Origin of the sequence: Tunturibacter empetritectus, from assembly GCF_040358985.1 — a bacterium.
Classification (GTDB): Bacteria; Acidobacteriota; Terriglobia; order Terriglobales; family Acidobacteriaceae; genus Edaphobacter; species Edaphobacter empetritectus.
Genome location: NZ_CP132932.1, coordinates 4,324,356 through 4,343,375 on the forward strand (window position 1 = coordinate 4,324,356; position 19,020 = coordinate 4,343,375).

The 19,020-nt window shown below is 60.7% G+C and carries 11 protein-coding genes; 8 read left to right on the forward strand and 3 right to left on the reverse strand.

The features are described from left to right. The first annotated feature begins 79 nt into the window (after positions 1–79). The 5 genes from RBB75_RS18070 to RBB75_RS18090 all read left to right on the forward strand — a co-directional run bounded on the left by RBB75_RS18070 (position 80) and on the right by RBB75_RS18090 (position 4,833). Entirely contained in the window at positions 80–1,498 is a 1,419-nt protein-coding gene (locus RBB75_RS18070) for a UDP-glucose dehydrogenase family protein (protein ID WP_353068868.1), read from the forward strand. Positions 1,499–1,588: 90 nt separating this feature from the next. Then, positions 1,589–2,554 (forward strand): UDP-glucuronic acid decarboxylase family protein, encoded by a 966-nt coding sequence (locus RBB75_RS18075; protein ID WP_353068870.1) that lies wholly within the window; start codon positions 1,589–1,591, stop codon positions 2,552–2,554. A 252-nt stretch (positions 2,555–2,806) separates the two neighbouring features. Beyond that, positions 2,807–3,565, forward strand: coding sequence for a response regulator transcription factor (locus RBB75_RS18080; RefSeq protein ID WP_353068872.1), 759 nt, complete (start codon positions 2,807–2,809; stop codon positions 3,563–3,565). Positions 3,566–3,776: 211 nt separating this feature from the next. After that, on the forward strand, positions 3,777–4,076 hold the full coding sequence (gene secG / locus RBB75_RS18085; protein ID WP_179638034.1) for a preprotein translocase subunit SecG: 300 nt from the start codon (positions 3,777–3,779) through the stop codon (positions 4,074–4,076). 127 nt (positions 4,077–4,203) lie between these two features. Further along, positions 4,204–4,833 carry an MBL fold metallo-hydrolase gene (locus RBB75_RS18090; protein WP_353068873.1) on the forward strand — a complete coding sequence of 210 codons (630 nt, stop codon included), beginning with the start codon at positions 4,204–4,206 and terminating at the stop codon, positions 4,831–4,833. 57 nt (positions 4,834–4,890) lie between these two features. Here the strand turns inward: RBB75_RS18090 and RBB75_RS18095 are convergent, their stop codons facing one another. Both RBB75_RS18095 and RBB75_RS18100 read right to left on the reverse strand, forming a co-directional pair. Then, the gene (locus RBB75_RS18095; RefSeq protein WP_353068874.1) at positions 4,891–6,081 is read right to left on the reverse strand and encodes a pyridoxal phosphate-dependent aminotransferase; all 1,191 of its coding nucleotides are present in this window, start codon (positions 6,079–6,081) and stop codon (positions 4,891–4,893) included. Between the two features lie 126 nt (positions 6,082–6,207). Continuing rightward, entirely contained in the window at positions 6,208–9,723 is a 3,516-nt protein-coding gene (locus RBB75_RS18100) for a TonB-dependent receptor (protein ID WP_353068875.1), read from the reverse strand. Positions 9,724–10,105: 382 nt separating this feature from the next. On the opposite strand from RBB75_RS18100, the gene RBB75_RS18105 reads away from it, so the two are divergent. From RBB75_RS18105 to RBB75_RS18115, 3 genes are all read left to right on the forward strand, one after another. Then, positions 10,106–10,768: an HAD family hydrolase gene (locus RBB75_RS18105; protein ID WP_179638038.1), complete on the forward strand. Its 663-nt coding sequence runs from the start codon at positions 10,106–10,108 to the stop codon at positions 10,766–10,768. A 104-nt stretch (positions 10,769–10,872) separates the two neighbouring features. Continuing rightward, complete coding sequence (locus RBB75_RS18110) at positions 10,873–16,836, forward strand: choice-of-anchor D domain-containing protein (RefSeq protein ID WP_353068876.1); 5,964 nt, start codon at positions 10,873–10,875, stop codon at positions 16,834–16,836. A gap of 86 nt (positions 16,837–16,922) precedes the next feature. Next, on the forward strand, positions 16,923–18,140 hold the full coding sequence (locus RBB75_RS18115; protein ID WP_353068877.1) for a M23 family metallopeptidase: 1,218 nt from the start codon (positions 16,923–16,925) through the stop codon (positions 18,138–18,140). Here the strand turns inward: RBB75_RS18115 and RBB75_RS18120 are convergent. Further along, on the reverse strand, positions 18,095–19,009 hold the full coding sequence (locus RBB75_RS18120) for a hypothetical protein (RefSeq protein ID WP_353068878.1): 915 nt from the start codon (positions 19,007–19,009) through the stop codon (positions 18,095–18,097). The two genes, RBB75_RS18115 and RBB75_RS18120, sit on opposite strands and share 46 nt — an antisense overlap. Positions 19,010–19,020: the final 11 nt, after the last annotated feature.

The following is a 19,020-nucleotide window of genomic DNA, read 5'->3' on the forward strand; positions in this document are numbered from 1 at the left end:
TATAGACCGATGGAAGATGCGGGCAGTCGTCCGCCAACCTCGATCTTGTGCATAAAAAAGATAGACCCTGGGAGACCCTATGAGTGATTCGATTCACATTGCAGTCGTCGGTTCCGGTTACGTCGGATTAGTAGCTGCTGTCTGTTTTGCAGAGATGGGTCACAGCGTCGTATGCGTCGATAACGACCAGAAAAAAGTGACGGCATTGCAGGACGGCGAAAGCCTGATTCACGAGAAGTATCTGCCGGAGCTTCTTCAGCGATATCGCAACGCCAGAGTGCGTTTTACCACTGACCTCTCTGCCGCAACCCGCGAAGCGCAGGCAATCTTCATCGCAGTTGGCACACCCCAGAGCGAGACAGGAGATGCCGACCTGTCCTATGTCGAAGCCGTCGCCAGTGAGATTGCGCGTTCCATCACTACCTATAAAGTCATAGCGGAAAAGAGCACGGTCCCCGTCTATACCAATGAATGGATTCGCAGGGTCATGGAGCGCAACGGCGTCTCACGGGAGATGTTCGATGTCGTCTCCAACCCCGAGTTCCTCCGCGAAGGAACAGCCGTCGCTGACTTCCTCCATCCCGACCGAATCGTAGTAGGAACTGACAGCGACCGCGCCGCCGAGATCATGGCGAAGATCTACGAGCCCTTGACCACGGGCAGGTACTACGCTAAAGCCGGAGCAATCGACGGCTCCTGCAATAACGACGCTCCGCCACCTCTGCTCCGTACCTCCACCAAGAGCGCCGAGATCATCAAGCACGCCTCCAACGCCTTCCTCGCCCTCAAAATCTCCTTCATCAACGCAGTCTCCAATCTCTGCGAGGCCGCAGACGCCGACGTCGAACAGGTAGCCCAGGGCATGGGCCTCGACAGCCGTATCGGACCAAAATTTCTGCGACCCGGCATCGGTTACGGCGGATCCTGCTTCCCGAAGGATGTCGCCGCCTTCCGCTCAGTCGCCGAACAGCTTGGAGTCAACTTTTCTCTGCTCTCTGAAGTCGAAAACATCAACGTCGACCAGAAGCGGCGATTCCTCAATAAGGTTCGTTCCGCGCTCTGGACGCTCCGCGGCAAAAAACTCGGTGTGCTTGGCCTTGCCTTCAAAGGTGGGACCGACGACATTCGCGACTCTCCCGCAATCGAGCTGGTCCGAATGTTGATCGAGGAGGGATGCTCCATCCGTGCCTTCGACCCCGCCGCCATGCAGCGTGCACAGCAAATACTCCCTGCCGGGCCAGAGATTCAATATGCCTCCGACCCTTACGACGCCTCCAGCGACGTCGACGCTCTTCTGATCCTCACCGACTGGGCGGAGTTTGCCCGTCTCGACCTTCAGCGTCTCGCCGCGGCAATGCGCTTCCCTATCATCCTTGATGGCCGCAATCTCTATGATCCCGAGCTGATGCTGGAAAATGAGATTACATACTTCAGCGTAGGCAGACCAACGCGGCATCACACGGAGGAGCTCGCAACCGTAGCGTCTCGCACTCGATAAGGACGTTAGCCACTGAACTGTCTTGTGCAATCCGGTAGGACCTCAGGCAGCCAACCGGAACTCGCATCTTTAGGGAGATTTGAGGAAGATATGAACGCCAAAAAAATTCTAGTAACCGGAGCAGCAGGCTTTCTCGGTTCGCACCTTTGCGACTCCCTGCTGAACGCCGGAAACACCGTCCTCGGCGTCGACAACCTGAGCACAGGCAACATGGCCAATCTTGCCCACCTTCATAACGAGTCCCGCTTCGACTTCGAGCGCCTCGACATCTGCCAGCCCTTTGACCCCGGCAAAGTCGACTACGTCTTTAACTTCGCCTCCCCTGCAAGCCCCGTGGACTATGCCCGGCTCGGCGTCGAAACCCTCCTCGTCGGGTCAGCCGGAACCATCAACACTCTCGAGATCGCAAAGAAGTATCACGCCGGCTACCTCCACGCCTCTACCTCAGAGTGCTACGGCGACCCCGAGGTTCATCCTCAAACCGAGACCTACTGGGGACACGTCAATCCCATCGGACCCCGTTCGGTCTATGACGAAGCCAAGAGATTCTCTGAGGCCGCCGTCATGGCCTATCACCGCTACCATCGCGTCAGCACGCACCTGGTGCGGATCTTCAATACGTACGGACCAAGGTTACAAATCAACGATGGCCGCGTCATCTCCAACCTCATGTCCCAGGCCCTGCGTGGCGAGCCTCTCACCATCTACGGTGACGGAATGCAGACCAGAAGCTTCTGCTATGTCTCCGATCTGATCGCAGGCATCCTCGCCCTTGCAGCCTCCAACGAGCATCTCCCCGTCAACATAGGCAATCCCGAAGAGTGGACCATCCTCAGTTGTGCCGAAGAGATTCTCAAGCTCATCGGATCCGACAAAAAAATCGTCTTCAAGCCCCTCCCCCAAGACGACCCAACCCGTCGCAGGCCGGACATCAGTAAGGCGATCAGCCTTCTCGGATGGACTCCCAAAATTCAACTGCGTCAAGGACTCGAAATGTCTCTGTCCTACTTCCAGGAGCACGCCGAAACTGGACTAGTGCAAAACTCGCAGACCTGAGAAATTCTTCTCACGCAAAAACCAGTAAAGAAGTCTCTACGCAAAACAAAGAACTTAGATCTGCATAATCCGGAAAGTGCCCAAGTTCCATTGTTAAATTTCCGTGGATTTGAATCGCTCTAAGCGACGCTCGACAAGCACTTACCTCACAATTATAGACAGTAGATCCTGTAACTTTTTCATCTGGGGAACATCTTCAACAGTGAGAAGATGTTCTCAATTGAGCCATCACTCTTTGCGCTGGAGGGACTCATGAAACGGGTTACTGAAGAAAGCATCTCCCCGAACGTCATCAAGGTGTTTGTGGCCAACTTGCCGGTCATGCTCTGCGAGCTCTTGCAGGGAGCCTTCGAAACCGTTCCCGACATCCTGATCGTCGCCCCGGTCAATGACGTCCTGCATCTCGTCAACGCGACCAGGCCCCTCCCAGTCGACATCATCCTCATCGGTTCGTCCATGATGGAGAATACCCAGGGTGCCGTCTCCATCCTTCAATCCCTTCCCGACTTTTACAAAAATACCCGCGTCGTCGTCCTCACCCAGGATCCCGACTACGCCGAAGTTATCTCCCTGTTCCGTGCTGGAGCCAAAGGCATCTTCGGCAGCGCCGACCTGCGCTTCGAGCTCCTCTGCAAGTGCATCCGATGCGTTCACCAGGGGCAGATCTGGGCAAAGAACGAGTTGCTCGCCCACCTGGTGTCCTCTCTCTCGCACCCCAGATCGACCAACGTCATCGATCGCCACGGCAAGCCTCTGCTCACCACCCGTGAGCAGCAGGTTCTGCATCTTCTCTCCGACGGCCTCAGCAACTCCGAGCTGGCGACCATCTTGAAGCTCAGCGAGCACACCATAAAAAATCACCTCTTCCGCATCTACGATAAGCTGGGCGTCTCCAACCGCATGGAGGCCGTCCTCTACGCCCTAACCCCTCGCGACGTGCATTACCCGACACAAAATCGCCCCAGCCACCCCGCATCCTCCAACAAGATCGCAATCATCAAAACCGCCTAGTGTTCCGTCTTTTGAAGCGCCAGGCGATCGCCAGAAGACTGCAAGAAAGCCCGCACCACGAAGTCACCACGAACTGGGCCTTCCTCGCCACCCGGTGGTACACTAAGTTTTAGGTTTAGGTGCGAACGCCGCAAGGCGTGGGGACTTTGTGCCGATCCCAGACATTCTCCGGAGATCACTCTCCGACTCCAAGAGGTAGCAAGCAGCTCCGATGGTTATTCTTCTCGTCATCATTCACGTTATCGTCTGTCTCTTTCTCATCGGCGTAGTCCTCCTGCAGCAGGGCAAGTCCGCCGACCTCGCCGGCGCCTTCGGTGGCCAGGGATCCCAGACCGCCTTCGGCCCTCGCGGCGCAGCCAATCTCCTCACCAAGCTCACCACCTACTCGGCCATCGTCTTCATGCTGACCTCCATCGGCCTCACTATCCTGCTCTCACGAGCCAGTGGCGACCACTCCGTTCTCTCCGGCACCGCCCACCCCGCCAGCCAGACGACACCCGCCAAGAAGTAGCTCTTAGATCTTCAGAGATGCGCAGGCCTTGGGCTTGCGCATTTTTTAATTCACAGCCTTGCGCATTTTTAGTTCCAGCTTTGCGCATTTTCACTCACACCATCTCCCTGAAGAAGGCGAAAACAGCATGATCCACGAGATTCTTCCCGTCGGCCCGCTGCAATGCAACTGCTCCATCCTGGGAGATGAAACCTCCCTCGAGGCCATCGTCGTCGACCCCGGCGATGACATTCCCCGAATCATGGCCATCCTGGCTAACCACAACCTCACTGTCAAAAAGATCGTCATCACCCACGCCCACATCGACCACATCGCCGGAGCCCATCGCCTCAAGCAGCTCACCGGTGCCCCCATCCTCTACAACCAACACGACCTCCCTCTGGTCAAGATGATGGACATTCAGGCAGGCTGGCTCGGCATCCCCACCCCCACCGTCTCGACCCCCGACGACACCCTCGACGACGGCAAGCTCATCGCTGTAACCGGCGTCACCGGCTCCATTCTCCACACGCCCGGCCACACCGAAGGCAGCGTCTGCCTCTACCTTCCCGCCCAATCCCTCCTCCTCGCCGGAGACACTCTCTTCGCCGGCACCGTAGGCCGTACCGACCTTCCCGGCGGTGACATGCGCAAGCTCTTGGCCTCCATCCATGACCGCCTTCTCACCCTGCCGGACGAGGTCACCGTCATCCCCGGACACGGGTCCAAAACCACCATTGGTGCAGAGCGAGACTCTAATCCATTTCTTCAACGCTAGTAAAAACAATCATTTACATAAAGCTCTAAATGTATAGCTTTACACGCATCGCATGAACTAGTAACTACTGTGGTTCCACCCAGTTACCCTTTTGATTCTTGAAATCCCCTCCGCAAACTCCTCCGCGGATCCCAGCAAACTCACCACCACCCGCCCAGCTTCACCGATCCCGTAAAAGTCCCCTGGATGCACGATCACCCCCGCCTCTCGTAACAAACTCTCAGCAACATCGCCCACCCCATGCCTCTGAGGCAGCCGCAGAATCGCGCTCCACCCAGCCTCCACCTTCAGCACCTCGACCCCACCCTCAACCGCAAGCCGCAGATTCTCCCTCACCCGCTGCAAAATCTGCGCCTGAATCCCCCGTCTCTCCGCCAGCCAAACCGGCAGCGCCCGCTGCATCGGCGCGTTCACCGACAGAAAGGTATCCGCAACCACCTCCAGCCGCCCCATCGCCTGCCTGCGATCCCCCTCCGGCCCCCCTTCTGGCCCCAGCCCCACGATCCACCCCACCTTCATCTGCGGCAACCCCGCAATCTTGCTCATCCCGCTCAGCACAAACGTCAGCACCGGGTGCGGACCCACCGCAAAGCTCGCCAGCCTCACCCCCACCTCCAGCGGATAGTCCAGAAACACCTCATCCACGATCAGCGCCAACCCGTGCCGCGCACAGATCTCCTCCAGCCGCCCCCGCTCCCCCGCCCCCGTTACGTGCCCGGTCGGATTATTCGGATGCACCACAACCAGAGCCTTGGTCCTCGGCCCAATCCGGCGCTCCAGCTCCGCAAAGTCGATCCACCATCCATAATCATAGAACAGCGGATAAGGCCTCAGCCGCACATCCTCCAGATCCGCCAGAAAATCGAACAGCGGATAGCTCGGCTGCGCCACCAGCACCTCATCTCCCGCGTCGCACAGCAGCCGAAACAGATACCCATACCCCTCACTCGTACTGGTAGTCAGCACCACGCTGTCCGGATCGACATCGGCGCCATGCCCCCCGTAGTACCCCGCCACCGCCTCCCGCGCAAACCCCATCCCCCGCGGATCCGGATCGTACGTCATAGCCTCTCTACTCGCCAGCGGCGTAAGCACAGCCTCCGCGTCATACTCAAACCCACACACCGTAGGGTTCGACACCGTCAGGTCCACCAGTTTCCGCCCCGCCGCCCTCGCCTCGCGAATCGCAGCCGCGAACCCACTCTCCCCCACATCCCAACCCGTCCGCGCCGAAAACCGATAGCTCACCCATACATGCTAATCGTTCAGCGAATCCGGTCCCTCCCCCAATCAAATCCAACGAAATCCACCGACGCGCAAAACAAAGCGGGCGACGCAAAACGCATCGCCCGCCAGGTTTTCTTCCCACCCAGGTTAGAACAGAATGCGGCCTCCAAGCTGGATCACCCGCATCCCCGACCCCTGTGGCGTAGTCGTCTGTGCTGAGATGACGCCAAAGGTGCTCGGGCTGTTCAACACCGCCCCCGGATTGCCCAGGTTGACGAAGTTGAAGACGTTGGTCGCCTCGCCGCGAAACTGAAACTTCACCCGTTCGAAGATCCCAAAGTCACGGAAGATCGCTGCGTCAACGTCTTTGTACCCTGGTCCGCTTATCGAGTTCGGGCTCACCGTACCATCAACATTGCCTGCTCCGGTGCCGGCAGAGCATCCCGCCGAACCGACCCTACAGTACGCGCTCGTGTCGAACCACTGCTTCCTCTCGATCGCACGAGACCCGCTGGAACTATTCATCCGCTCGATCTTGCCCGGAACAAGGTTCGGCCGATCGTTCGTGTCTCCATCCATGTTGTCATCGCTGCCACTGGTGATCGTGAACGGCACCCCACTCCGCATCGTGACAATCGCGGAGATGGACCATCCATTCAGCAGATTCTGAACCACCCTGTTGGATTTACCGAAGTAATCCGGCTTCCACACCGCGGCAATCACTGCCTGATGCCGCTGATCGCTATCCGTCCGCTGCCGTTCCAGCCCAAGATTGTAGTAGTCCTCAGGCTCCGTCGCGCCACTGTTGCCGATATTGCCCGTAGTCTGCAGCGAAGCACTCGACAGCGCCTTGCTGAACACATAAAAGCCATTGACGCTGATGTGTTGGCTCAGACGTTTTTCCACCGTCACCTGCAGACCCTGGTAGTTCGTGTTTTGCCCATCCTCAATCACATACCCATTGCTCATGTACTTCGACCCCACCGCAGGATTCGCGCACGAGGTTCCCGTCCCGAACGGCAGCGCATCAAAGGGACGCCGGCAGTTGTAGTTCGTAGCCGTGTTCATCGCCGTGTTCGCCGTGTTGTAGATCGGCGCATTCGCATCGATGTACAACGGCAGCTTCCGACTGAAGGCTCCTACGTAGTTGATGCTGACCGCAAGATCCTTGGTGAACTGCTGCTGCACGCCAAAGTTGGCCTGAATGTTATACGGCCAGCGCATCCCCTGTTGCAGGAACACCAACGACGCAGGAGACACATACCGCGGATTCGCCTTGTCGTAGAGATACGGAAACGGCGAGGTGCAACCCTGGAAGTCTTGGCAGTCGGTCGAGTAGATATGCTGCAAGCTGGTCACATGGCTGAAGGCCGCCGTCTCTCTCACCGCAAACGGCTGAAAGTTCTGCGGCAGCATCCACTCATTGCCGCCGATCGTGTCGAAGAACAACCCGGCGCCGCCATGGAAGACCGTCTTGCCGTCACGATAAGGGTTGAACGCAAAACCGACACGCGGCGAAACATGGTTGTAGTTCGTGCCGACACCGCTCTGGGGAACCCCTGGATCGCCCGGAAACAACTGTCCCAGGATCGCACTCGGCGAAACCGTCGATTGCACACCCGGCTTGAAGATCGCATACCGGCGCTGCGTATCGGTCGGAGCCGTCTGCACGTCATAGCGCAGCCCCAGGTTCAGGGTCAGCTTCGGAGTAATCCGCCAATCGTCCTGCCCGAAGATCCCATAGTTCCAGTAGTTGGCATTCGCATCGTCGGGCGAGTCCTGACCCACCGCATTCGGATGGCCGATCAGAAAGTCGGCGATCGCCGCTCCAGTCTTCACATAAGTAGCCTGCCCGGATGTGGTGGTAGGAACCGCGGAACTCGTAAAGCTGAACGTGCCGTAGTTATTCAGCAGCGTCTCCAGCCTATCCTTCTCCAGATAGATCTCGCCGCCCACAAAGATCGAGTGCTTCCCTCGCGTCGTGTTGTAGACATCCCGCAGACCATACACGTTATCGCCGGCCACCGGACCGCTGATCGCGTTCGCAAGATGGAAGAAGTTAGCCACGTTGATATCCGGCAACGAAGGAGTCCCCTGCACATTCAGGTCCGAGCCATAGGCCGCCAGCGAAGTTCCCGGCGTACTGTCGCGGCCCGCAAGCATACGCGTAAAGCTCAGCCACACCTGGTTCACCGACCGCGCCGACACTGTCCAGACATCGCTCACATTGGCCGTCTGCTGCCGGTAGACATAGTTGTTCACCGCCCATCCTGGCAGGTTCGAGCCGGAGGGAAGGTTGCTCTGCGCTCCATTCGATTGGAAGTAGTCCAGCGTCAACCGATGTGCAGCCGTCAACTGCTGATCGCCTTTGATCAGGAACTCGTCCGTCTGATTCGGCAGCCCTTCATTCCCGATAAACCGGTTGTCCGTCCGCCCCGGCGTAGGCAGCGGAACGTTCTTCGCCAGCACCGCCGCGGCCACAGGATCAGGATGATAGTTCGGATCGAGATCGAGACGATTGCCCGGCACCGGCTGGTGCGTCACAGGATCGCAGACGATAAACCTTCCGCCATAAGCCGTAACGGATTTATCCGCAGCAGACAGGGCAGTCGCACACGCGCCTAATCCCTTCGCGATCGTCGTGGACGTAGGCAGATTCTCAGAGAAGTTTCCGGCTCGCTGCAGAGCATCAGGCACAACCGTGTTGAAGTTGACCGGGCTCACCTGTCTCAACCCCGCATAGCTACCAAAGAAGAACGTCTTATCCTTCACGATCGGGCCGCCCAGAGTCGCACCAAAGCGATTGATGTGCAGCGGCGTCCTCGTCGTCTGCAGCCACGCATTCGAGTTGAAGTTCGTCTCCTGATGAAATTCGAAGACCGAACCATGTATCTGATTTGTGCCCGACTTCGTTAGCACCGAGACCACACCCGCACCCGTTCGTCCATACTCCGCACTGAAGTTGCTCGTCTGAACCGCAAACTGGTCGATCGCATCCGGGTTTGGCAGAACGTTGCCCGTATTGCGCACACCGGTCATACTCAATCCGCCATCCAGATAGTAGGTCACCTGTCCCACCATATTGTCCGACGAACCGTTGATGATCACATGCTGGCCAGGAAAGCCGACCGTGTTCTCTGTCTGGCTGTTCTGAATCCCAGGCGTCAGGCTCAGAAGTTGATAGACATTTCTTCCCACAATCGGCAGGTTGTCGACCTCACGGTTATCTACAGTGCGCCCCAGCACAGAGTTCCCCATATTAACCAGCGGAACATCAGTCGTAACCTCAACAACGGTGGTCTCGCCGCCAATCTCAAGCGAGTAGTTCACAGCCGCCTCCTGTGTCGCCGTCAACACAATCCCGCTCTGCGCAATCTCTTTGAATCCCGCAGCACCCACCTTCACCGTATACTGCCCAACCGGCAGAAACTCCGCGCGATACTGACCCTGGTCATTGGTCCTGGTCATGCGAACGAAGTTCGTCTGCGTCTGGGTCAACGTAACCGTAGCCCCGGGAACAATCGCTCCGGTCGAATCTGTCACAATACCGAACATCGTCGCGGTACTCAACTGTGCGGAAGCACGCGGTCCGGCAAACCCAGCCAATATCACGGCGATCAATAGTACGAAGAACGAACTGTCTTGCAACACTCTGCTTTTCATGGGACGGCTCTCCTAAAAATACAGCGTCTGTCTTCGTGTAGGACCAGCTCCCGGAAAAGTCTTTTGAGGCCTCTGAAGACCGCTGCCCTGCACCAACAACGCGGTTCGAAAGAAGCTTTATTCCCTGGGGCGATCAAGCTTATAAGTTTGAAACTCAGTTATAAGACCGCATGGCGAGAAGCACTGTCAAGGCATTTGTTTGAAGCTCAGCTTTATTCTGTTAGACACCTATTCTCCTATGGAACTAGCGCTCCGATCGCACGTAAAGAACAGCTCTCGCAATCTTTAATCGTCCCTACCACTTCAGCCACATCTTCCCCGCCAACCGCATCGGCATGCGTCCCTGCAAAACTCAAAATCAGCTGCCTTACAATTGCCACTCATGGCACTCGTAAAAGCAGTCCTCTTCGACTACGGCATGGTCCTCTCCGGCAAACCTGATCCCACCGCCTGGGCCCGCCTCCTTACCATCACCGGCCTCAGCGAAGAACCCCTCAACCGCGAGTACTGGGCTCACCGCCATGCCTACGACCGCGGCGATCTCAACGCCCAATCCTTCTGGCACACCGTCGCCGCAGGCGCTGGCATCGTCATCACACCCACGCAGTTGGCCCAGCTTATTGCCGCCGACACCGATCTCTGGTCCACCCTCAACCCTCCCATGCTCGCCTGGGTCGACCAGCTCCAGCGCGCCGGCATCCGCACCGGCATCCTCTCCAACATGCCCGACGCCATGGAGGCAGGCCTCCGCGGCCGCCACGCATGGATCGAAGGCTTCGACCATCACACCTGGTCCCACGCCGTCAATCGCGCCAAGCCTGAGCCTGAGATATATCAACACGCCGCCGAAGGCCTCCAGACACCTCCAGAACACATCCTCTTCCTCGACGACAAGGAGGAGAACATCACTGCAGCCCTGGCCGCAGGCATGCAGGCCATTCAGTACTCTACCCACGCCGCCTTCGAACGCGAGATGCAAGCCCGCGGCCTCAACTACCTCCTACAACTTGAGCGGCATACGGACTCCCAAAACGGGAAGCTATAGTACTTCCGTAACGTCTTCGATAAATTCCTCCATTCATCAAGGCTCCAGCGCAAGGAATATTTAAGGTCAGGCTGCACCAGCGTACTGCCCGCAGCCAACAACTCATGAAGACACCGCTCTCTCTCCGACGTGTACGTGCCGGTCTCTGCGGCGTCATAGCTCTCCTCCTACTCGCTTCCCTGCCCCTGGCTGCACAGGCTTCAGCCACCGGCCCGCAGCAACTCCTCTTCACTGGCCTCCTCGGCTCCTCAAATCCCGATCCCACCAACGCGCACTACGCTCAGTTCAACGCTATCAAGTCCGACTCCGCCGGCAATCTCTACCTTCTGCTCGACCAGGGCGACGGCATCCGCCTCCTCAAGACCGATCCCACCGCGACCAACGTACTCGCCCAAACTCATCTCGGCTCAAGCGGCGACATCGGCCTCGCCATGGCACTCGACCCCTCCGGCAACCTCTATCTCACCGGCACCACCACCTCCGGCACCCTCTCCACCACCTCCGGCGCAGCCTTTCCCAGCGCGGCCCCAAACCCGGGCGACACGTCCATTAATTCGTACATCGGCAAATTCGACCAGAACTTGAACACCGTCTTCCTCACCTACGCCGGAAGCCCTCGCACCGCAGCCTCCGCCATCGCCGCCACAGCCGACGCCGTCTTCCTCACCGGCAGCATCTTCGGCTCCGCGCTTCCCGTCACACCCTCCGGCATCATCCAGTCCCCCGCCTCCGGCTCGCTGCAAAACGGCTTTGTAGAAAAGTTCAACACCACCGGAACCACCCTCCTCTATGCCACCTACCTCAGCGGCCAAAACGGCAACACCGCCCCCGCCGCCATCGCAGCCGACGCCGGCGACAACGCCTACATCGCCGGCTACACTACCTCCACCGGCTACCCCACCCTCGCAGCCATCATCCCCGACCTCCTCACCCCCACCTCCGGCTTCCTCACCAAACTCACCCCCGCCGGCGACGGCATCGTCTTCTCCACCTTCATCCCCGGCCCCGGCATCTCCTCCCTCGTCATCGACCCTTCGCCGCAGGACCCCACCACCCAGAATCTCCTCCTCACCGGCTCCATCGCGCCCGGCCAGTTCCCCATCGCCACCGTCTCCTCCCCCTTGGTTAACACCAACTATCAGACCCTCCTCCGTCTCTCCCTCGACGGCAGCACCCTGCTCACCTCCGACCTCCTCGCCCCCGGCACCCAATCCTCCGTTGCCCTCGCACCCTCCGGCGCCGCATGGGTCACAGGTACCCTTACCGGTGAACTCACAGCCAACCCCGCCTGGCTGCTTCCTCTTACTCCACTCTCCACCATCGGCAACAGCTACGCCCTCCGCCTCACCCAACAAAACACCATCGACCAAACCATCCGCTTCGGCGGCCTGCCCATCACCACCGGCGCCTTCGCCAGCGCCCCAGTCACCCTCACCGGCCTCACCGTAGACTCCACCGGCCAACCCACCTTCGCCGGTAGCGCCTCTCCCACGGCCAGCGCCAGTCTCCTCTCAACTGAGACCTATGATCTACCGCTAGTCAACACCCCCACCCCTGCACTTCCCTCTACCCTTCGTTCTGCCGCACTCCCAGCAAGTTCCTGCACGAACGGCAGCCTCTGCTCCGGCTCAGCTGCCTATCTAGCCCAGCTAAGCACCACCGCCGCCCCATCCCTCGCCCTCTCCACCGACGACTCCCCCAACCTCACCCTCCGCAACCTCGGAAGCGCCGACGCAACCAACCTCCAGCTCTCTGCAACGGGATTCACCCTCGCCACCAACTGCCCACCAACCCTCCCTCCTGGTGGCGAATGCGGCATCGCACTCACCGGCCCTGGTCCCGGCACACTCACCGCGCAGGCTGCTAACGCCTCTTCTCAAACCGCAAACCTCCCAGCCACCACAGCCACCCCCAACCCCATCGTCTTCTCCCCAAAAGAGCTCGACTTCGGCATCCAGACTGCTTCCAGCCCGGCCACCACACGCACCGTCACAATCAGCAATCTCAGCCAGCAGACACAGACCTTCGCCTCCTATACAGACGTCTTCAATCCGGTTCCTCCGCAGTACACCTTCACACAGCAGTCCACGGACTGCTCCCCTGCCACCTCGCCAAACAGCTACACCCTCCCTCCCAGCGGATCCTGCCACCTCACCATTGCCCTCACTGCCCCCACCACCGCAACCGGCAGCTTCGTCAACGCCTACTCGACCATCGCCTCCCGCAACATTCTCCTCACCGCCTACACCCAACCCACCGACCTCAACCTCTCCGCCCCTGAGATCGACTTCGGCACCCAGTTCGGAACGCCCTCCGGCGTCGGAGGCAGCCCCAGCCCCACCCTCCCGCGCTACCTCTACCTCTCGAACAACTCCGCCAACGCCGTCACCCACATCCCCGTCACCCTCGCCGCACCCTTCACCCTCAACGACCGCTGCCCCACCACGCTCAACCCCCACACCGTCTGCCAGCTCCAGATCAACTACCAATCCCAAGTCGCTCCCTCAGCCGACTCCACCACCCTCACCCTCGACGAAGGGCTCGTAGTCCTCATCACCGGCACCACCAAACCTCAACCCACCAGCGTCGGCCAGTCCGCCAACCCCAACCTCACCCTCACCCCAGCCACCATCACCTTCCCCAACGCAGTCCCCGTCACCACTACCTCCAGCACCACCCAGACCGTCATCATCGGCAACACCGGCCCCGTAGCCTTCTACCTCGCCCTCACCCTCACCGGCGACTTCACCGACGCCACCGACTGCCCATTCACCCTCGCCGGCAATGCCACCTGCACCGTCGTCCTCACCTTCGCCCCCTCACAACCCGGCATCCGCCAGGGCCTGCTCTCAGTCACCGCCGGTGGCGGGTCCCCCGCCTACGTCACCCTAAGCGGCACCGGCTCCGCCATCCTCACTGCGCCAAACAACACCCTCTTCTTCGGCAGCGTCCCCGTCGGCCAGCCCGCCGTCCAGTGGTACAAGATCACCTCCCCCTTCACCACCCTCACCGCCACCACCTCCGCGCCTGACTTCAAAGCCATCCTCGTCGAAGACATCGGCTTCGGCCACGGCCAACCCTCCACCTCCGCCTTCGTCTCCTCCTTCACCGGCACCTGCGCCAACTGCTGGCTGGGAGTCCAGTTCACTCCTTCAGCCCCCGGCTCCCAGACCGCCGCCATCACCCTCGCCTCCTCCGGCAATCCCTCCGCCATCACCCTCACGGGCACTGGTACCGCACTCTCCGGCATCCTCCTCAGCCCCACCACGCAGGACTTCGGCACCGTCCCCGTCAACAGCGCCAGCGCCCCCACCCTCTTCACCGTCACCAACCTCACCGCCGCCCCTGTGACCCTCACAGCACCCACCCCCACCGGAGACTTTGCACTGAGCAACGCCCCCACCGGCGGCTCCCCCTGCAGCGGCCCCCTCGCACCCAACGCCTCCTGCTTCTTCAACGTCGTCTTCGCTCCCACGGCCACTGGCAGCCGCACCGGCACCCTCACCGTGCCGGCCTCCTCCGGCCCAATCACCGCCAACCTCACCGGCTTCGCCTCACCCGACCCCGGCCTCGCCCTCAATCCCACAGCTCTCCTCTTCAACAACGTTCCCGGCCCCACCGCAACCCAGCAAAACATCCTCCTCACCAACACCGCCGCTGCCACCCTCCAGATCGGAACCCCCACCAACGCCACCCCCAGCTTCACCTCCACTAACAACTGCACCACCCTCGCCCCCACCGCCGCCTGCACCATCGCCGTCACCTTCCTCCCCACAACCGCCACCGTCACCGACACTCTCCAGATCCCCGTCACCAGCTCCACCACCGGCCTCGCCACCTACACCGTCCCGCTCTCCGGCGCCTACACCACCGAGAGTGCCGGCCTCCAGATCCTCCCCAACCAGGCCAACTACGCCGCCACCCCCACCAGCACCCTCGGCGGAACCCGCCAGTTCACCATCACCAACCTCACCGCAAAATCCCTCGCCCTCAACATCGCCCTCCCCCGCCAGTTCCTGCTCAACGGCCCCGCCTGCGCCGCCCTCGCTCCTAACGCCTCCTGCAACTTCAACGTCACCTTCCTCCCCCTCACTAACGGCGACATCACCGGCACCCTCTTCGCCCAGGGCACCCCCACCGACGGCTCCGCCACCCTCAACGGCCTCGGCTACGTCGAAGGCTTCGGCATCGGCCCCGCCACCCTCAAGATCACCGGCAACATCATTCCCGGCCAGACCGTCCTCGACTTCGGTCAGGTCCCCTCCGGCCAAACCGCCGCGCAAACCGTCACCCTCACCAACATCGGAGCCATACCGCTCACCATCCGCCGCCTCACCAGCCAGTGGCCCTTCCTCATCACCTCCACCCTCTGCGGCGCCACCCTGCCCCCCACCGTAAGCTGCACCGCAACCCTCACCTACACCCCCCTCAACCAGACCACCACCCCCGGCCCCGCCACACCTGACTCCGGCACCCTCATCATCGAAAGCGACGCCCTCACCGGCCCCGACCTCCTCACCCTCACCGGCCGGGCCGCCCCAATCACCGTAGCCGCACCTAGCAACACTGCCCCGCTGGTCTCCTACGCGCTCTCCCAAAGCTCCCTCACCTTCCTCGCCACCCAGGTAGGAGACCAGAGCGACGTCCAAAGCGTCACCCTGGCTAACACCGGCACCACCACCATCCACATCGCCGGCTTCCGGCCCATGCCCGACTTCACCGTTCAGAGCAACTGCATCGGCACCCTCGTCCCCTCCGCCAGCTGCGTCATCAACATCAGCTTCACCCCCCAGGCCAGCTTCCCCAACACCGTCTCCAACCGCATCAGCGCACTCGAGATCACCTCCGACTCCAGCACCGCACTCGAGTTCCTCTCTATCTTCGGCGTCGCGAACCCATCGCCACTCAACTTCTCTCCCTTCACGCTCAACTTCGGCAGCGTCCAGATCGGCACCTCCGCCACCCTCCCCGTCCAGATCACCAACATCACCACTGCCCCCATCGCCATCCAGACCATCTCCGCCGTCGGCCCCTACACCGCCACCGGCGACTGCCCCACCGAAGGCAACACCCTCGCCCCCTCCACCAGCTGCACCGAGCAGGTCACCTTCACCCCCACCACGCCAGCAACCATCGGCGGACTACTCTCCATCCGCTCCTCCGCCTCAACCCTGCCCATCGAATACCCCCTCACCGGGAAAGGCATCCAGTCCCGTCTCCAGGCCGTCCCCTCCACCCTCAGCTTCAGCAGCATCGCCCTCGGAGCCTCCGCCGCCCAGACCATCACCCTCACCAACACCGGCACCGCCCCCATCACCAACCTCGCCCTCACCATCACCGGCGACTACGCCATCTCCATCCCCTGCGCCACCTCCACGCTCACCCCCGGCAACAGCTGCCAGATCACCGTCACCTTCGCCCCCACCACCCTCGGTTCACGCACCGGCACCATCACCTCCACCGACCCCAACACCGGCCTCCAGAACCTCAACATCCCCCTCACCGGCACCGGAGTCTCGAGTGGAGCCTTCACCCTCACCGTCAACGGAGGCCCCTCCGCCACCCTCACCATCCCCAGCGAGCACGCCGCCGACTACACCCTCCAGCTAACTCCTCAATCAGGCTTCGCCGGCACGGTCATCTTCAACTGCACCCCCGTCAACCCCGGCGCCTGGGCCACCTGCTCGCTCCTCCCCTCCAGCATCACCCTCAACGGAGCCGCCCAAAACTCCATCGCCACCCTCAACACCGTAGCCGAGTACATCCCGCAAACCACAGCAACAAACACCCGTAGCCGAACCCTCCTCTGCCTTCTCCCGCTCTCGGCCCTCTTGTTCTGGAGATCAAAAAACCGCACCCTGCAAAAACACCCCCTCCGCCTGCTCTTGTTCGCAATCATCCTCACTCTACCCACCCTTTGGATCTCCGGCTGCGGCCGAGGCGACACCGACCCCAACCTCCGCTTCACCCCACCCGGCACCTACCTATATCAAGTCACCGCCAGCTCCACCACCGGAGTCCAGCTCAGCCAGACCGTAACCCTCAACCTCATCGTCACCGCTCACTAGCAGTCGCCCATCTGACTCAGCAACCACCGACATCGCCCGAAATTCTCTCACCATCCCATCTCAGCCCATGCGTATAATCGCGACCTATGCGCGATAGACGACATCTCCTCACCCTCTGGGCCCTGGTTCTGTTCACCGTCCCGGCGGTGGCGAGCCCCGCGGCAAACCCCACAGCAAAATCCGATCAGTTCACGCCCCTCATCGCCTCAGCCCACACCCCCAACGCCCGGCCCTTCCTCGGAACCGACAACCGCATCCACATCGTCTACGAGCTTCTCCTCACCAACACCAACGCCACCCCGGCAACCCTCCAAACCATCGACGTCGTCGACGCCTCCTCGCCTTCGACCGTCCTCGCCGGCTACTCCGGCAAGCAGCTCCTCACTCACCTGCGAAGCACAAACGGCGCACCCGTCACCGACACCACCATCGAGTTCAACGGCTCGCGTCTCTTCCTCCTCGACATCGCCCTCGATCAGTCCGCATCTCTCCCCGCACACCTGGCCCACCACCTCGAGCTGCTGGGCGGGGCCACACCAGCGCGCGAACCCGCCACACCAACCCATCTCAGCTACACCGCCGCACCCATCACCCTTCTGCACAAACTCCCCACCATCGGTCCGCCCCTCCGCGGCAAAGGCTGGGTCGTCCTCAACGGATGCTGCGGCCTCACCGGCGCCCACCGCTCTACCGGCCTCGCCATCAACGGAGACATCTTCTACGCCCAACGCTTCGCCATCGACTGGATGCTCCTCGACAAAGAGGGCCGCCTCATCCACGGAGACGCCGCCAACGTTCGCAACTACACCGCATACGACGCTGACGTCATCGCAGTCGCAGACGCCACCGTCGTCAGCACACGCAACGACCTCACCGACCAGGTCCCCGGAGTCATGCCCGACCCAAAGACCATCAACCTTGAAAACGTAGACGGAAACCACGTCGTCCTCAATCTCGGCGACGGAGTCTTCGCCTTTTACGCGCACCTGCAAAAAGGGTCTGTCCTGGTCTCGCCAGGCGACCACGTCAAACGCGGCCAGCTCCTCGGCAAGCTCGGAAACACCGGCAACACCTCAGGGCCGCACCTGCACTTTCACCTCATGGAAGGAGCCTCGGAGTTAGGCTCGAACGGCATCCCCTACGCGATTGATCACTTCGACTTCGCCGGCCAGATCTCCGCGCAACAGTTTCAAGACGCCAAGGATCTCGAAGGCGTCTGGAACAAAGGCCTCTTGCCCACACCCTCGCCACGCCACGATCAGTTCCCGCTCGACCTCGACATCATCGACTTCCCAACCCGGTAGAAGCCAAAGTCTCGTCTTGCTCCCGCCACCAGCAACACCGCTCCGGCAAACAGCAGAGTATCCCAGACGTAGTTCGCCCCCTCCAGCACCGCCGGAGCCCCCGACGCCATCAGCAGAATAGGCAGATAAAGAAACAGCGTCAGCAGAGTCATCACCAAACCCACCGCCGTCGCCCCGTCGCGGCAATATCTCCTCGTCAACATCGCCACTCCGCCCCCAAGATAAACCAGCCCCGTCAACAGCGCCCAAACATGAGGCCCCGGCACCCACGGCGGCGTCAGTTTACCCAACGGAACCCCCGGCGCAAACTGCGGATACAGGATCAGCTCTACGCCGTACACCATCAGCACAACAGCAAAGATCACCCGCCCAATCCCCACCGCTAAACTCTCTCCGCCATCCCGCGACCCACCCCACAAAGATCCCGCAAGCGCCAGCGCTCCTGCACCAAAGCTAAGATCCCGCAACGCCACATTCCAGATGATTCTGTCGTGCACCTGCGCCATCGCATTCGGCACATGGATCATCATCACAAACAGAAGAAACATGATCGCAAGCAGCGTCGCGGTCAATCGAACGCGTATTCCAAGCGCCAGACTAAAAGCCGCAGCGATCAACGCAATGCCAACGAAGTACACCCAGAACAAACGCGCCGGCATCCACACAGGAACAACCCCAAGTATCACCTTACCGAGCGCCAGATGCTCCACGCCAAAGGCCGCCAGCGGCGCAGCAAACAACACCCTTCCGACGGCAACAAGTTTGTCCAGCCCCGCCGCCCTCTGCAACTCTCTTCGCGCGGCGACAAATCCAATAACAAGAACAATCACTCCAGCAGCACAGATCCACACATTAGAACTCGGCGTCACACCCACCTCTT

What these genes read in the sequence shown, in the direction of transcription:
- RBB75_RS18100 (WP_353068875.1), bottom strand. Translation starts at nt 9,723, where the DNA reads ATGAAAAGCAGAGTGTTGCAAGACAGTTCGTTCTTCGTACTATTGATC.
- RBB75_RS18090 (WP_353068873.1), top strand. Translation starts at nt 4,204, where the DNA reads ATGATCCACGAGATTCTTCCCGTCGGCCCGCTGCAATGCAACTGCTCC.
- RBB75_RS18075 (WP_353068870.1), top strand. Translation starts at nt 1,589, where the DNA reads ATGAACGCCAAAAAAATTCTAGTAACCGGAGCAGCAGGCTTTCTCGGT.
- RBB75_RS18110 (WP_353068876.1), top strand. Translation starts at nt 10,873, where the DNA reads ATGAAGACACCGCTCTCTCTCCGACGTGTACGTGCCGGTCTCTGCGGC.
- RBB75_RS18070 (WP_353068868.1), top strand. Translation starts at nt 80, where the DNA reads ATGAGTGATTCGATTCACATTGCAGTCGTCGGTTCCGGTTACGTCGGA.
- RBB75_RS18105 (WP_179638038.1), top strand. Translation starts at nt 10,106, where the DNA reads ATGGCACTCGTAAAAGCAGTCCTCTTCGACTACGGCATGGTCCTCTCC.
- secG (WP_179638034.1), top strand. Translation starts at nt 3,777, where the DNA reads ATGGTTATTCTTCTCGTCATCATTCACGTTATCGTCTGTCTCTTTCTC.
- RBB75_RS18115 (WP_353068877.1), top strand. Translation starts at nt 16,923, where the DNA reads ATGCGCGATAGACGACATCTCCTCACCCTCTGGGCCCTGGTTCTGTTC.
- RBB75_RS18080 (WP_353068872.1), top strand. Translation starts at nt 2,807, where the DNA reads ATGAAACGGGTTACTGAAGAAAGCATCTCCCCGAACGTCATCAAGGTG.